At 41.8% G+C, this 13,463-nt stretch carries 20 protein-coding genes, 2 tRNA genes and 1 pseudogene; 21 read left to right on the top strand and 2 right to left on the bottom strand.

Annotated elements, in window-relative coordinates:
* Nucleotides 1-5: 5 nt before the first annotated feature.
* From G590_RS0108625 to G590_RS0108565, 13 genes are all read left to right on the top strand, one after another.
* On the top strand, nucleotides 6-494 hold the full coding sequence (locus G590_RS0108625; protein WP_022765267.1) for a hypothetical protein: 489 nt from the start codon (nucleotides 6-8) through the stop codon (nucleotides 492-494).
* 160 nt (nucleotides 495-654) lie between these two features.
* Complete coding sequence (locus tag G590_RS0108620; protein ID WP_022765266.1) at nucleotides 655-918, top strand: hypothetical protein; 264 nt, start codon at nucleotides 655-657, stop codon at nucleotides 916-918.
* A gap of 29 nt (nucleotides 919-947) precedes the next feature.
* Complete coding sequence (locus tag G590_RS0108615) at nucleotides 948-1,655, top strand: hypothetical protein (RefSeq protein WP_022765265.1); 708 nt, start codon at nucleotides 948-950, stop codon at nucleotides 1,653-1,655.
* Between the two features lie 284 nt (nucleotides 1,656-1,939).
* Nucleotides 1,940-2,146 (top strand): hypothetical protein, encoded by a 207-nt coding sequence (locus G590_RS0108610; RefSeq protein WP_022765264.1) that lies wholly within the window; start codon nucleotides 1,940-1,942, stop codon nucleotides 2,144-2,146.
* Between the two features lie 308 nt (nucleotides 2,147-2,454).
* A complete protein-coding gene (locus tag G590_RS20540) occupies nucleotides 2,455-2,952 on the top strand; it encodes a hypothetical protein (protein WP_022765263.1) in 498 nt (165 codons plus the stop codon).
* A gap of 89 nt (nucleotides 2,953-3,041) precedes the next feature.
* A complete protein-coding gene (locus G590_RS0108600; protein WP_022765262.1) occupies nucleotides 3,042-3,359 on the top strand; it encodes a rhodanese-like domain-containing protein in 318 nt (105 codons plus the stop codon).
* The gene (locus tag G590_RS0108595; RefSeq protein ID WP_022765261.1) at nucleotides 3,356-3,667 is read left to right on the top strand and encodes a glutaredoxin; all 312 of its coding nucleotides are present in this window, start codon (nucleotides 3,356-3,358) and stop codon (nucleotides 3,665-3,667) included. The genes G590_RS0108600 and G590_RS0108595 overlap by 4 nt, the downstream gene beginning before the upstream one ends.
* Nucleotides 3,668-3,688: 21 nt before the next feature.
* Nucleotides 3,689-4,285, top strand: a complete 597-nt coding sequence (locus G590_RS0108590; RefSeq protein ID WP_026494040.1) for a sce7726 family protein — start codon at nucleotides 3,689-3,691, stop codon at nucleotides 4,283-4,285.
* 15 nt (nucleotides 4,286-4,300) lie between these two features.
* Nucleotides 4,301-4,600, top strand: coding sequence for a YciI family protein (locus G590_RS0108585; RefSeq protein ID WP_022765259.1), 300 nt, complete (start codon nucleotides 4,301-4,303; stop codon nucleotides 4,598-4,600).
* Nucleotides 4,600-5,019, top strand: a complete 420-nt coding sequence (locus G590_RS0108580) for a DUF523 domain-containing protein (protein WP_022765258.1) — start codon at nucleotides 4,600-4,602, stop codon at nucleotides 5,017-5,019. The genes G590_RS0108585 and G590_RS0108580 overlap by 1 nt, the downstream gene beginning before the upstream one ends.
* Before the next feature lie 5 nt (nucleotides 5,020-5,024).
* Nucleotides 5,025-5,210: a hypothetical protein gene (locus G590_RS0108575; protein ID WP_022765257.1), complete on the top strand. Its 186-nt coding sequence runs from the start codon at nucleotides 5,025-5,027 to the stop codon at nucleotides 5,208-5,210.
* Nucleotides 5,211-5,248: 38 nt separating this feature from the next.
* Nucleotides 5,249-5,908 (top strand): DUF3267 domain-containing protein, encoded by a 660-nt coding sequence (locus G590_RS0108570; protein ID WP_022765256.1) that lies wholly within the window; start codon nucleotides 5,249-5,251, stop codon nucleotides 5,906-5,908.
* Between the two features lie 29 nt (nucleotides 5,909-5,937).
* Complete coding sequence (locus G590_RS0108565) at nucleotides 5,938-6,720, top strand: FUSC family protein (RefSeq protein ID WP_022765255.1); 783 nt, start codon at nucleotides 5,938-5,940, stop codon at nucleotides 6,718-6,720.
* Nucleotides 6,721-6,756: 36 nt separating this feature from the next.
* Here the strand turns inward: G590_RS0108565 and G590_RS0108560 are convergent, their stop codons facing one another.
* The gene (locus tag G590_RS0108560) at nucleotides 6,757-7,743 is read right to left on the bottom strand and encodes a WYL domain-containing protein (protein ID WP_026494038.1); all 987 of its coding nucleotides are present in this window, start codon (nucleotides 7,741-7,743) and stop codon (nucleotides 6,757-6,759) included.
* A 165-nt stretch (nucleotides 7,744-7,908) separates the two neighbouring features.
* On the opposite strand from G590_RS0108560, the gene G590_RS0108555 reads away from it, so the two are divergent.
* From G590_RS0108555 to G590_RS0108535, 5 genes are all read left to right on the top strand, one after another.
* A tRNA-Asn gene (locus G590_RS0108555) sits at nucleotides 7,909-7,971 on the top strand.
* Between the two features lie 71 nt (nucleotides 7,972-8,042).
* Nucleotides 8,043-9,512 (top strand): DUF2828 family protein, encoded by a 1,470-nt coding sequence (locus tag G590_RS0108550; protein WP_022765254.1) that lies wholly within the window; start codon nucleotides 8,043-8,045, stop codon nucleotides 9,510-9,512.
* Nucleotides 9,513-9,562: 50 nt separating this feature from the next.
* The gene (locus G590_RS0108545) at nucleotides 9,563-10,780 is read left to right on the top strand and encodes an RNA-splicing ligase RtcB (protein ID WP_026494037.1); all 1,218 of its coding nucleotides are present in this window, start codon (nucleotides 9,563-9,565) and stop codon (nucleotides 10,778-10,780) included.
* 359 nt (nucleotides 10,781-11,139) lie between these two features.
* Nucleotides 11,140-11,394, top strand: a complete 255-nt coding sequence (locus G590_RS0108540; protein ID WP_022765252.1) for a helix-turn-helix domain-containing protein — start codon at nucleotides 11,140-11,142, stop codon at nucleotides 11,392-11,394.
* A gap of 48 nt (nucleotides 11,395-11,442) precedes the next feature.
* Nucleotides 11,443-11,524, top strand: a tRNA-Tyr gene (locus G590_RS0108535).
* A gap of 2 nt (nucleotides 11,525-11,526) precedes the next feature.
* Here G590_RS0108535 and G590_RS21900 read toward each other — a convergent pair.
* Nucleotides 11,527-11,724 (bottom strand): annotated as a pseudogene (locus tag G590_RS21900) (M15 family metallopeptidase); the annotation flags it as partial.
* Between the two features lie 141 nt (nucleotides 11,725-11,865).
* Here G590_RS21900 and G590_RS0108530 point away from each other — a divergent pair.
* From G590_RS0108530 to G590_RS0108520, 3 genes are read left to right on the top strand one after another with little or no spacing between them, the layout of a single operon-like run.
* The gene (locus tag G590_RS0108530) at nucleotides 11,866-12,177 is read left to right on the top strand and encodes a glutaredoxin (protein ID WP_022765251.1); all 312 of its coding nucleotides are present in this window, start codon (nucleotides 11,866-11,868) and stop codon (nucleotides 12,175-12,177) included.
* Nucleotides 12,178-12,189: 12 nt separating this feature from the next.
* Entirely contained in the window at nucleotides 12,190-12,600 is a 411-nt protein-coding gene (locus G590_RS0108525; RefSeq protein WP_022765250.1) for a peptide deformylase, read from the top strand.
* A 36-nt stretch (nucleotides 12,601-12,636) separates the two neighbouring features.
* Nucleotides 12,637-13,461, top strand: a complete 825-nt coding sequence (locus G590_RS0108520) for an AAA family ATPase (RefSeq protein ID WP_334291212.1) — start codon at nucleotides 12,637-12,639, stop codon at nucleotides 13,459-13,461.
* The last annotated feature ends 2 nt before the right edge of the window (nucleotides 13,462-13,463 follow it).

Genomic DNA, 13,463 nt, shown 5'->3' with positions numbered 1-13,463 from the left:
TGAAAATGGGCGGTGGATGCAGATACAAATGCTTAAAGTGTGGTTATTCGTTCACAGCAATGAATGGCTTTGGCTTCAGCTTTCCGGTTATTTATGAGGAAACTGTTCAAAAAGCTAAAGCAGGTGAGCTTGGAGAAACGATAAAAACTTTTTTTGATGAACACACTAATGGCGCAATCAATGCAGAAAATGTGACCTTGTGCTGCAATGAATGTGGCAATCTTGCTCAGGGTAAGGATCTTACAATGTACATACCTAATGATGAGAACTATAAAGATATAGAACACGGAAGATGGACTGTAGGAATGCCTTTCGAGGAAGCAAGTTATGTAACTAACTGGGATTTGGAAGAGCATTATAAGGAATATGCCAAGTATCAGCATAAGTGCGCAGAATGCGGTGGTGATATGCATATAGTTTCTGATGAAGAGGAGTTAATGTGTCCTAAGTGTAAGCTGCCTTTTGATAAGGCGGATAGATTATTTTGGGATTGAGCTGGATTGCAGTGTTCAAAATCATTTCCAAGCTTTGAATAATCAGCCAAGATAAGAATGTCGATAAAAGACAGCGTTTGCAGTCGACTGAAAACTGACCATTGATGGAACCAAAGACTATATCAAGCGGTAGTTTTTTCTTAATTCCAAGAAAACGACTGTGTTTCGAAATGGACAACGCAAAGAAATTACAGGAATTGTTGTCAATGAAAAGGCTTCTGTGCCTGCAAGGTATAAAAAGAAAATAAGGCAGGAGCTCTTTTATTGTCGTAAATTTGGGATTGATGAGCATGTAAAAAAACTTGGATTATCTGAAAGTGTTGAGGCATATGCAAGGAAGCTTCTCGGCAGAATTAATTATGTTCTATCAATAGAACCTGATAATGATGAGATGAGAAGAGGGCGAACGGAGCTGTATTTGTGACTTCAAAAGTTGGATAGGGGGACACATTTATGATAAGAGAATATTTTGAGGATTATGTAAAGTGCTTCCCGGATAAGTGGAGCTGGAATTTAAAAAGCTCACCGGATCAGCATGAATTATATATGCGTACGAGGGCTAGAAGGAGTAAGGGCAGTATTGGTAAGAATTATGATCTTCTTCCGGATTTTTATTCTATAGAGCGTGATGCCGGGCAGTTTGAGCTGGATTATGTGGAATGGACTGATTTCTTCGGGCTAACGTGGATAGGGGAGAAGGGTGTTCGTGCATATGCCGGAGCGCCTAATTATCAAGGTAATTTATACTACTATAATAAAGATGATGACGAATGTGATGAAGAAGGCTTTAGCGTTACATATGATTATGATGCATACGAAAATCAACCACCGGAAGATACATATACAAGAATAAAGCTGCGAGGTATTTATCACTGGATAGATACAGCTAATGTTGTAGATGTCAGCTATAAGTATATTGTCGAGAATCACCTTTTTAAAGATACGCATATTGATCTCATATATGAAGATGGCGAGAGGCTAACAGTCTTTTCTGAATATGATGAGCTGATCAAGGGATTGCTGAAGCATGGAAAAGAGAATCTTGTTAATAAGATTTTTGATTCTATGGACGAACACTTTATCAAATTACGCGATTCTGATAGAGAGGAAGAACGTCAATTTTATCCGGGGAAAACTGCAGAAGAAATGTTTTTGAGTTAAAAAGCAGAGACGGTCAAAAAGAACCAACCTACAATCGATAGATTTTTAGTCTAACAATTGTGGGCTGGTTCTTTTTACGTCCTCTTTCCCATATAAGACGAATATAACAACAAAAATGAATTATAATCGTCCTGTAACGAATAAAAAATGGCTTACAGGACGAATATAACAACAAAAATGCTTTATAATTGTCCTGTAACTAGTAAAAAGTTGTCTTACCGGACAATTATAAAATGAGGTGACTTCAATGAAGACATGAGGAACTCGATTGGGGCAACAGAGGCTTGGTTGAAGATGAATATCTTGGATATTTAGGAAGCCCAGTTTATATCATTGGCTCTACCGAAGGTATAGAAGGCGCTCTGCAAGTGCCCGAGTGCCAGATATCAGAAAAGGAATGTGAGAATCTGATGAAAGAGTGGGAATCGAGGCAAGTAGAAATAGAATGGCTGAGGATGTCTGATTACATGCAGAAATATTTAACGCCGTAGCTCATTAGAACTACGGCGTTGTTTTAGGGAGGACTCTCCGGGTATCAGCCGGAGAGGTGTTATGAAAAAGAATTTATGGTTGTGAGTTATCAGGAGGTTTTGTGTTCCTCTTGATAGATTTATAATACATAGAGAACTTTAAGCCAAATTAAAAGTATTGTTAATAGATTGTAAATTGATAATGAACAGTTTGGATGTCATAATCAATCTCGAATTTTCTGTGAACAAGGCTATATTTGTGGGAAATTCGCCAGTTTACCTGTAGAATAAGAAATTGATGAAAAGTTTTGTATAGGGGGTTGTTTATTATGACATACACTTTCAGAAAATGTGATGAAGACTTGATGGCTGGTTCAGCTGAGATCTGCAATCTATATGAATTTGGTGATGGGCTGGATGATTTCATGAGAAATTATGCTTTGGCCTATGGGCAGCTTAAGACCAGATTTGGCGAACCGATGCACACATCAAAGGATTTGGAATGCTTATATGACTATTGTCTGATTGCTGCGGATGAGGATGGAAATGAACTGATATTGACGGCATATTGTGGGCCTTCGGGTCCGGCGATCGGAGGGGATCCGGGAGATCAAAATGCTGTTATGGCAGCTAAGCAGTTGGAGAAGTACATCAGTGAAGCAACTCCTACAGACTGTAAGATTTCAGGGTACTATTATGATTCGGGACTTCCTTTAAAGATAACTCTTGGAGTTAAAAATGGTGAACCATATATGAAAGGCAGTTTGTCTTTTCTTCGATTATTCGAGATGATCGGTTCTTATCTAAGGTTTTTCATTCACCGTTAAAAATAGAAGGGAATTGGACAAGTTAAATTTAACGCATGTAGATGGAACTGAGAATGCACACTTAAGTGGCTGTAGCCTAAGGAGACGATATGGGAATATTGGATGCTTTTAAGAAGGTTGATATCAATGAAGAAGTTAAGAATATGAAAGGCGTTGAAGGCGCTGTGTTGCTTGATGTCAGAAATGATGACGAGTATAAAGACGGACACATTCCCGGGAGCATAAATATACCTTTAGGCGATATCGCTAATGTTGAGAAGACTATTGGAGATCATGATACACCTGTCTTTGTGTATTGCCTCAGAGGAAGCAGAAGTGCCCAGGCCGTGAGCAAAATGAAGGCGATGGGCTACAGTAATGTTAAGAGCATTGGTGGAATAGCATCTTATAAGGGGGAAATACAATGATCAAAATTTACGGAATGCCTACATGCCCATACTGCGATTACATTCATGAGCAGATAGTTGGGCGTGAGAATGAATTTGAGTACATCAACATCGGTGAGAATATCAGAAATATGGGAGCTTTTACCAGACTTCGTGATACTAATCCTGCCTTTGATCATTCAAAGGAAATAGGTGATGTTGGTATACCTGCTTTTGTTTTGGAAGATGGAAGTATAACACTGGATCCGGCGGTTGTGGGCCTTGTTGAATACGGAACACCTGAAGCCTGCTCTATAGAAGATCACAAAAGCGGAAGAAAAGGCTGCTAAGGATGTTGGATGAGTAAGGACATATTTTATGACAAGGATATTCGCGAGCCACTGTTTGATTTTCTTGAAACTTCATTTGGAAAAGTGAGGATCCTTGAGGAGAAAAGAACCGGAAGCGCCAGAGCAGATGTTGTCATGATCACACCGGATTACCTTTACGGCATAGAGATCAAAAGTGATGCAGATACTTATGCCAGGCTTGAGAAACAGGTCAAGAACTACAACTGGTATTATGACCGTAATATCATTGTGGTGGGTTCATCGCATGCTACGCATGTGAAGGAGCATGTACCGGACTGGTGGGGCGTTATTACAGTTGAAGCTGACGAAAACGGGACTCCGGACTTTTATGTTATGAGGCAGGCGGATGTAAATCCCAGAGTCAAGGACAAGAGGAAAATCACAATCCTTTGGAGGACAGAGTTAAATCACCTTTTAGAGAGAAATGATCTTCCTAAATATAAAGAAAAGAGCAAGCTGTTCGTTCAGGAAAAGCTCATTGAAAAAGTGCCCGGTGATATACTATGGAAGCAGGCATATGAGGAATTGTTTGAGAGAGACTACAACACGATAGCGGAAGAAATTGAGACATATAGGAAGAACAAGAGAAAAGTATAGTAGGAGGGATAAGTGATGCAGTTTTTGATCAAAGCCTATGATGGAAAAGGAATGTTGGACAAAAGGATGCAAGTTCGTCCAAAGCATCTTGAGGGTATGAGCAAGCTTAATGATCACATTATTTGTGCAGGCGGACTTCTTGATGATGAAGGGAAGATGCAGGGATCAGCACTGATCATGGAGTTTGACAGTCGCAAGGAACTGGATGATTACCTTGCTAATGAGCCTTATGTCCTTGCTAAAGTCTGGGATAAGATAGAAGTTGATAACAATAATGTTGTCATAGCCAATGGAGTTAAGGACGGAAAACAGTAATGGTAATAGCTGTCAGTGCATGTCTTTTAGGTGAGAACTGCAAATATAACGGCGGGAACAACTACAGTGAGAAGGTTAAGGCTTTTTGCGAAGGCCACGAAGTGATCCCTGTATGCCCTGAAGTGATGGGAGGACTTCCTACACCAAGAGTTCCGGCTGAGATAGTTGATGGAGTTGTCACCAATAAAGAAGGCAAGGTTGTAGATAAAGAATTCAGATCCGGAGCAGAGGTGGCATTTAAGAAGATAATTGATGCCGGTGCTGAAGTTTGCATTCTTCAATCCAGAAGCCCGAGCTGCGGAGTGAAAGAGGTTTACGATGGCTCTTTTACCGGCAAGAAGATCCCTGGCATGGGAGTATTTGCGCAGATGATAAGTGGAACATCGATAAAGCTGGTTGATGTGGAGGATTTGGACTAAGACTTATGTGGAAGATTAAGCAGATATTTGATGGAGATTACGGCTGCGAAGAGCTGCAGCCGGGACAAAAGCCTAAGGTATCGGTTACTCTTGTGGATGATGCAGGTAATGAGAAGCTTGTGTCAGTTGAAGATGACTGGCTTACAGAGAATGGTTTAGATGTTGGCTCTGAGTGGCCGCTTGGAGTATGAGAAAATTTTGTTGATTAAATAATACAGAGGAGAGTGTTATGGGGAAACTAGATGAAAAAGAAAAAAGTATTGCGCTGTCTCCTGCTGAGGAGAGAAGACAGGCTAACTTTGAAAAAATCGCAGCAGGACTTGAGGAGAAAGGGTACAAAAGGAATGACCTGACTATTGGGATAATCAAAGCCAATGTGCTTACTTTTTTGATATCACTGCCTATTATAATTGTCGCTTTTATTTTGTTTTTTATCGTTAACCCGAATTATGGCGTGAGAAACAGCATTATGGCATCAAGTCCGCTTGCTCTGCCGATTTTTTTAATACTGCTTTTTCTGCTTATTGCATTGCATGAGTTAATACATGGATTGACATGGAGCCTTTTTTGCGAAAACGGATTTAAGGACATAGAATTTGGTGTCAAATGGAAACTTCTTACACCGTACTGTGTATGCAAGACACCTCTTAAAAAGGGGCATTATATCTTGGGAGCGCTTATGCCTCTTATTGTTCTGGGGCTGATACCTTCGCTGTTGGCAATGGCCATTGGCTCAATGGATATATTCCTTCTGGGATTGGTAATGATACTCTCCGCCGGCGGAGACATACTCATTGTTTTGATGCTCCTTAAGTACAAAGCTGCAAGCAGAGATGTTATAATTTTTGATCACCCTTCCCAGGCCGGGAGTATCGTCTTTGAGCGATGATGTAACAGAAACATTTGAGAGGATCAGTCATGCAACTTACAGATATCGAGATAAATAATTATTACCTGAGAGCAGTGCAGGATTTCAAGGAGAGCCATCCGGAGTGGATATGCACCATAAAAGACGGAGCACTGATAATACAGCTAAATGCATTCAGCTGGAAAGAATTTAACGGACATCAGTTATCCAGTAAAGAGAGGCAATACAGACATATTGTCATCATAAAGAATAACGGAATGGTTATTGATCACGATATGTTTGTTACTGAGGAAAATGTAGTCGGCATTGGAAAGGCAAAGATTTCAAAGAGTATGTTCCTTGGCGAAAGCGGAAGTTTCAGTTATCGAATGGATCTAAGAAAAAAGACTGAAAGTGGATGCCAGGAAGAAAAAGCCGGAGAGGTTAGTGAATTTAATGTTCAAAAGATTGTTTGGGAGTACTTTAAGAGCAAGGGATTGAGTTTTTACTCACCTACACGCCTATGGACCGGAATTGCTTTTATGGTCTTTCCGATAATATTAGGAATAATCCTTTCAGTGCTCATCCCTTATTTGCCGAGGGCGCTCTGGGCTTATATGGCAGTGTTTTTCCTTATGGGATTATACCTGGTAGCTACCTGCAGGCAGGTCTTCAATACGCTTAAGATTGCCGGATTTACATTTATGGGAGTTGCGCTGGCTTTCGTGGCATTTTGGCCAATGCTTCCCGACGATTTATTCATGAAGTTAATCTTTGGATTTTTTATTGTGTTGTTTTTGCCGATGGGGTTAGCCATATATGTTGCCGGATGCAAAGAAGACAAGGCTAACTAAGAGCTAATCAGGGCAGATGTAGGTGAAACATCCGTTTCACTTGTTATATTCTCTGAGCCCATAGTAATAGAATTTCTTGATCTTCTCCTTAAGAGATGCAGGCTCGATAACTATTGCATCTCTGCCAAAACGCTTGAAGTATTCTTCCAGCTGAAGTTCAGGCCAATCAAAGTAGTACAGGTCTCCTTCGACTTTTGAAACGATAGGCCTGTTCTTGGTGATTACCTTAAACTTTTTAACTCCATATTTGTTCAGACGAACTACTGCCTGAACTGTCAATGACACTGAATGAGGGCTTCGGATAGCTTTTTCCTGAAGCTCTTTTTGTATGTCAGGATCTACAGGGAAGGTGTCGGGAGTTACAAAGACACTCCTGAGCCTTGATATTCTGAAGGTTCTGGGTTTTCGTGAACTTCTATCCTTGCATAACAGGTAGTTGCACTGTTCTTCTTTTGATGGGGCAATAATATATGGCTCAACTCGGAAAGCTTTTTCTTCATCGGAGGATGTGTTGGTAAAAGAGAGAATTCTGTGCTCTTTAAGTGCCCTGGAGATATCCTCATAGGTGTCTTTGAATATGATGGTTTCTCTCTCACTTCTTGGAATTGACAGATATGAATTGAACATGTCCTTGAGGTATTGGGACAGAGAAGTGTCTTTTAACATGTTGTTCTCTATGATCTTGAGGATTTCATATGAAGCCCCGCTCACAGTAAGAGTGAGAGCAGAGTTCTTGCTGCTCTGTAGGCTGTCTGTCTTAATATATGTACTTATAATCTTGTCTGCCAGAAGTGCAGCGTCCTTATCGCTTATTGATGTGATACTGGTCAGATCCTGCTTGATATTAGAAAGCAGGTTTTCGCTGTCATGTCTGTAACGGTCAAAGTAGTTCACAATCAGCGTCTTCAGGAATGAGTTGAGGTTAACAGACTCATCCTTCTTTGTGAATTCAAAGAGTTCAGCGTCATTTATAAGTCTTGTTTTAGTATCGTCTGAAAGATAAATTTTGTACTTCTCTGTCATGTTACACCTCTTAATTGGGGTTGCGAATTATAGCAATTTAATGTAATTATCGGTATATATTCAATTATATTGGGGTTGTAGTATAACGTCAATCTGCATCTTTATATCTCCAATTGCAGGAGCTATGATTAAATCACAACAAAGACACAGACAGCAATCAATACAGGATGGCTAGTGGTAAAGCACCGGATCATTGATCCGGAAACGCGGGTTCGAATCCCGCTCCAACCCTTCGGGGTGTATGTGTCTTGAAGGTGCATACAGCAACTAATACAATCCGCGACTTAGAGGAAATAAAGATGTTAAACTTTTTAAAGAGAGATGCAAATAAAACATATACAGAGAACGGCGCAGCAACTTACGTTTCAACAAAGTCTGACTGCCTGGATCTCTTTGCAACAATCGGCGCACTCAGACACGCATCTGATGAAGATATCATTCTCAGATTCACAAGAGCTTATGTAGAGGATGCTGATCTTGCCATGAAGATGCTTTTCTTTGCAAGAGATATAAGAGGAGGTCTTGGTGAGAGAAGAGTGTTCAAGGTTATCCTTAAATACCTGGCTGAGTGCGAGCCTGAATCAGTTAAAAAGAATATCGCATACGTTGCTGAGTACGGCAGATACGATGATCTTTTGGCGCTGCTTGATACACCGGTAGAAAAAGAAGTACTGGCATATTTCGACAAAGCGCTCAAAGCTGATATGGCAGCTCTGGCAGCAGATAAAGAAAATGCGGGAGTATCTCTTTTGGCTAAATGGCTTCCTTCAGTAAATACAAGCAACAAAGAAGCTGTAAGAAATGCAAGGAAGATTGCAAGAGCCATGGGGATGACTGATGCTGAGTACCGTAAGGCGTTGTCTGCACTCAGAGCTCAGATCAGGATCATAGAGAACAACCTCCGCGAGAGAGACTACTCTTTTGACTATGCGAAGCAGCCTTCAAAAGCTCTGTACAAATACAGACAGGCATTCATCAGAAACGACAGGGAAAGGTATGAGTCTTTTATCCAAAGGGCGGCTGAAGATCCTTCAGTAATGCATACCGGCACGCTTACACCTTATGATGTTATCGCGCCTGTACTTAGGAGAAAAGAGCTCTCTGAAGCCGAGAGACGTGCCATGGATGCAACATGGAATGCGCTTGAGAACTACGCCGGTGCTGATAATTCTCTTGTTGTAGTCGATGGTTCAGGCTCAATGTACTGGAATGCTAATCCAAGTCCTGCAGCAGTTGCACAGTCACTGGGCATCTACTTTGCAGAAAGAAATACCGGCGCATTCCATAATCACTTCATAACTTTCTCTACAAACCCAAGACTCATCGAGATCAAGGGCAGAGACATAGTCGATAAGGTGCGTTACTGCATGAGCTTCAATGAGTGCAGCAATACAAATATTGAAAAGACATTTATGCTTTTACTTCAGACTGCAGTGCAAAACAGGCTCAGACAGTCTGATATGCCGGAAAAGCTTTATATAATCTCTGATATGGAGTTTGACTGCTGTGCCGGTGATTCAGAGGCTACTAACTTTGAATATGCCAAAAGAGAATTTGAAAAAAGAGGCTACAGGCTTCCTCAGGTGATCTTTTGGAATGTTAACAGCCGCAACATGCAGCAGCCGGTAAGGATGAATGATCAGGGTGTGGCGCTGGTATCAGGCTGCAGCCCACAGGTCTTTTCAATGCTAAAAGACGGCAATATGGAACCATATAAATTCATGATGAGCGTCCTTTCATCTGCACGATATGAAAGGATAGCAAGCTAATATAAGAGGCAGGGAGTATGAAGACTTCCTGCCGGATTGGAAGGATAATAATGAATACAATTGAGATAAAGGGTAAGGTAAATACTGCTCTTTGCTATGCCAAGGTTGTTGAGGACGAGGCAATAGAGCAGATAAGACGAATGTGCGACTATCCCATGACAGAGGGCTCAAAGATAAGGATCATGCCTGACGTTCATGCGGGCAAGGGCTGCACAATCGGAACAACAATGACTATCACGGACAAGGCAGTTCCTAACGTGGTGGGCGTGGATATCGGCTGCGGAATGTATACTGTTAATCTTGGCAAGCAGGAGATTGACCTTGAGAAGTTTGACATGGCGGCTCTCACCATCCCTTCAGGAAGAGAGGTCTGGGATGGCAGAGTTGAGAAATTTGATCTTACTGAGCTGCGCTGCTACCGACAGTTAAAGGAGACAAAGCGTCTGGAGAGATCATTGGGAACACTTGGCGGCGGAAACCATTTCATTGAGATTGATAAGGCAGCGGATGGAACGCAGTACCTGGTGATACATTCAGGCTCAAGAAATCTTGGAAAGCAGGTGGCTGAGCTGTACCAGACACTTGCAATTGACCTTGCCAAGGGAATAGGAGACTATCTCGAGGCAAGAGACCGGCTGATCAAAGAGTACAAGGAGCAGGGCAGACGCACTGAGATCCAGGCAGCGTTAAAAGAACTCTATGACAAAAAGTACGTAGAGCACCCATCCACAATGCCTGAGGATCTGTGCTACTTGTCAGGCCAGTACCTTGAGGACTACCTCCATGACGTGGAGATATGCCAGAGATTTGCAAAGAGAAGCCGTGAGAAGATGGCAGAGATTCTTTTGCAAAAGAACGGTCTCTCAGCCGGGGAGTCTTTTCACACAATACATAACTACATTGATACCGAGGAGATGATCCTCAGGAAGGGCTCTATTGCCGCTCACAAGGGCGAGAAGGTTCTTATCCCAATCAACATGAGGGATGGATCTGTCCTTGCCATAGGTAAGGGAAATCCTGAGTGGAATTACTCAGCTCCTCATGGTGCAGGAAGAATCATGTCCAGAACTGCAGCCAAGCACAATCTCTCAATGGAGGAGTACAAGGAGTCCATGAAGGGAATCTACACTTCATCTGTCTGCGAGGCTACAATCGATGAGGCGCCAATGGCTTACAAGTCACTGGAGGACATCATCGATGTGATCAAGGATTCAGTGGAGATAATCGATGTGATGAAGCCAATATATAACTTCAAGGCTTCTGACTGAGGTGGATTTTATACTATGAGTATAGTAGACAGCTAAGATTTTCGGTGTTACTATGCGATATAGAAAGTGATAAGCGGAGCAGAACAAGTGCTTCGGGAAAGGAAAAAACATGACAACAATGAATCGCAGTTATTGCCTCTATAGTGAAAGTTATCAGTCAACACTTGAGAAATATTTCGAGTATGGCTTATATTTCATGCTTTCATTTAAGGATAGGCAAATGCGAGAAGATGTTGTTGACATGCGAACCCGGTGGGAATAAGACCAGGATTTTGCAGATAGATTAACATGTTTAGTAGGCCGCTTACCTTAAGTGAAAGGTAGGCGGTTTTTTTACTGATTTGGAAAGGAGCAAAAAGATGGTTACAATTCCGGCAATAGATATGGAGGCAACGGGTGAGAATATAGTAAGGCTGCGTAAGGAGGCAGGTCTGACCGTTAGAGACCTGCAGGAGATGTTTGGGTTTGCAACACCGCAGGCTATTTACAAGTGGCAGCACGGCACTGCAATGCCAACCTTAGATAATCTGGTGATATTGGCAGTGGTGTTTAATGTGGCAATCGATGACATAATCATCGTTGATAACGGCTTTCAGACACAGGTAGGTGCTTGAACGATTAAATTGGATAAAGGAGCTGTGGGCATCCGCAGCTCCGGATGAGGGTAAGTAGCGAATCGGCAAACGCGGCGGACTGTAAATCCGCTCTCTTCGGAGGTAATGGGCTCGACACCCATCTTGCCCACTTTAATATGGTTGTTTCATACTATCATTTCTCACCGGAAAATCAAAAAAAGTATCCGGGTATGGCTCGTTACACAGTGTGAAATGCCACCATTCATACTCATAGGGGGCAAAGCCGGCATTCATCATGACATCACGTAACATGGCGCGGTTAGTGCGCTGAGCATCCGTAAGATCAGGGTGATCAAAATGGCTTATATCGCGAAAAGTGTCTTTTTTCGAAGAATATCGGTACTTCGGAGTTGTCCATCAGATCATGGATATAGTGTATAATGACAGTAATAGTGAGAAATCGGAATCATCTAACGGATATAAAAGGCGGTTGTTTGAAGGAGGAACGATATGATCAAGATTTACGGAATGCCTACATGTCCATACTGTGACTACATTCATGAGCAGATAGTTGGGCGTGAGAATGAATTTGAGTACATTAACATCGGTGAGAATATCAGAAATATGGGAGCTTTTACCAGGCTTCGTGATACAAATCCGGCATTCGATCATTCCAAGGAAATTGGCGATGTCGGTATACCTGCCTTTGTTCTTGAAGACGGAAGTATAACACTGGATCCGGCAGTTGTGGGACTTGTTGAGTACGGAACACCTGATGCCTGTTCTATAGAAGATCACAAAAGCGGAAGAAAAGGATGTTGAGGACAGTGAGTAATGGTAAAAAAGATTGTTAGAGATCCCATGTTCTTACAGCAGAAATCGGAGCCCGCAACAGAGGCAGACAAACAGGTTATTACAGATCTTCTTGATACACTAAGAGCTAATCAGGATCATTGCGTTGGCATGGCAGCTAACATGATCGGTGTGAAGAAAAGAATAATCGTAGTTGCCATGGGCCCGTTCCACTTTGCTATGGTTAATCCGGTTATTACCAAAAGGATTGGGAAATATCAGACAGAGGAGAGCTGCCTTTCTCTTGAAGGTGTAAGACCTTGCACCAGGTATAAAGAGATTGAAGTGGATTACCTGGATCAGGACTTCAAGCCTCAGCATGGGAAGTATAAGGACTTTACGGCGCAGATAATTCAGCACGAAGTGGATCATTTTGAAGGAATACTGATTTAGAAGATGCGATATATAGACTCGTTTCAATTTCCCGGAGTGGAAAATAAAGAACAGTTTGTCAACTATATAAGAAGAACGTGCTATACATCCTTTTACCCTTTTGGAGTGTTTGCTGAGAATCAGCTGCGGGAGTTATCTTTCTCAGAGATAACAATTCTGTATGGAAACAATGGATCAGGAAAGAGCACTGCTCTGAATATTATGGCAGAGAAACTGAAGGCTGAAAGGGATACCTTATTTAACAGAAGTAGTTTCTTTGGCGATTACATAGGCATGTGTAATTACGAGATGACATTTGAAGGCAGTCCGGAAGAAATCAGGATGATCACAAGTGACGATGTGTTTGACTTCATGCTTAACCTGAGGGCTCTGAACGATGGCGTTGATCGTAAGAGAGAGCAGGCTTTTGCTGAGTGGATTGAAAATAAGCATTCGAAGTTTCAGATGAAGTCATTGGATGATTATGAGAAGCTTAAGAAAATTGTGGATGCCAGGTCCAAGACACAGTCAAAATATGTCAGAGATACTATTGGAAATAACATAATAGAGCACAGCAATGGAGAAAGTGCTCTGCAGTATTTTTCTGAGAAGATTAAAGATAATGGTTTGTACCTGCTCGATGAGCCTGAAAACTCATTATCGCCACAGAGGCAGTTGGAATTGCTTGAGTTTATCCAGAATTCGGCGAGGTTCTTCGGATGTCAGTTTATAATAGCAACACATTCGCCGTTTTTGCTGGCGCTTAGAGGCGCGAGAATTTATGACCTGGACGAAAGCCCTGTTGATATTAAGAAGTGGACGGAGCTTGAGGGAGTAAGGACATACTTCGAATTCTTTGAAGCGCATAAAGGGGAGTTTTGAGA

The organism is Butyrivibrio sp. XPD2006, assembly GCF_000420865.1.
Classification (GTDB): Bacteria; Bacillota; Clostridia; order Lachnospirales; family Lachnospiraceae; genus Butyrivibrio.
The sequence above is the reverse complement of the archived record's forward strand: the minus strand, read 5'-3'. Positions and strand labels throughout refer to the sequence as shown.

Excerpts from the sequence above, each read along its gene's own strand:
- G590_RS0108545 (WP_026494037.1), top strand. The coding sequence starts at position 9,563 with ATGAATACAATTGAGATAAAGGGTAAGGTAAATACTGCTCTTTGCTAT.
- G590_RS0108525 (WP_022765250.1), top strand. The coding sequence starts at position 12,190 with ATGGTAAAAAAGATTGTTAGAGATCCCATGTTCTTACAGCAGAAATCG.
- G590_RS0108550 (WP_022765254.1), top strand. The coding sequence starts at position 8,043 with ATGTTAAACTTTTTAAAGAGAGATGCAAATAAAACATATACAGAGAAC.
- G590_RS0108540 (WP_022765252.1), top strand. The coding sequence starts at position 11,140 with ATGGTTACAATTCCGGCAATAGATATGGAGGCAACGGGTGAGAATATA.
- G590_RS0108565 (WP_022765255.1), top strand. The coding sequence starts at position 5,938 with ATGCAACTTACAGATATCGAGATAAATAATTATTACCTGAGAGCAGTG.
- G590_RS0108575 (WP_022765257.1), top strand. The coding sequence starts at position 5,025 with ATGTGGAAGATTAAGCAGATATTTGATGGAGATTACGGCTGCGAAGAG.
- G590_RS0108560 (WP_026494038.1), bottom strand. The coding sequence starts at position 7,743 with ATGACAGAGAAGTACAAAATTTATCTTTCAGACGATACTAAAACAAGA.
- G590_RS0108585 (WP_022765259.1), top strand. The coding sequence starts at position 4,301 with ATGCAGTTTTTGATCAAAGCCTATGATGGAAAAGGAATGTTGGACAAA.
- G590_RS0108625 (WP_022765267.1), top strand. The coding sequence starts at position 6 with ATGGGCGGTGGATGCAGATACAAATGCTTAAAGTGTGGTTATTCGTTC.
- G590_RS0108580 (WP_022765258.1), top strand. The coding sequence starts at position 4,600 with ATGGTAATAGCTGTCAGTGCATGTCTTTTAGGTGAGAACTGCAAATAT.
- G590_RS0108570 (WP_022765256.1), top strand. The coding sequence starts at position 5,249 with ATGGGGAAACTAGATGAAAAAGAAAAAAGTATTGCGCTGTCTCCTGCT.
- G590_RS20540 (WP_022765263.1), top strand. The coding sequence starts at position 2,455 with ATGACATACACTTTCAGAAAATGTGATGAAGACTTGATGGCTGGTTCA.
- G590_RS0108600 (WP_022765262.1), top strand. The coding sequence starts at position 3,042 with ATGGGAATATTGGATGCTTTTAAGAAGGTTGATATCAATGAAGAAGTT.
- G590_RS0108530 (WP_022765251.1), top strand. The coding sequence starts at position 11,866 with ATGATCAAGATTTACGGAATGCCTACATGTCCATACTGTGACTACATT.
- G590_RS0108595 (WP_022765261.1), top strand. The coding sequence starts at position 3,356 with ATGATCAAAATTTACGGAATGCCTACATGCCCATACTGCGATTACATT.
- G590_RS0108615 (WP_022765265.1), top strand. The coding sequence starts at position 948 with ATGATAAGAGAATATTTTGAGGATTATGTAAAGTGCTTCCCGGATAAG.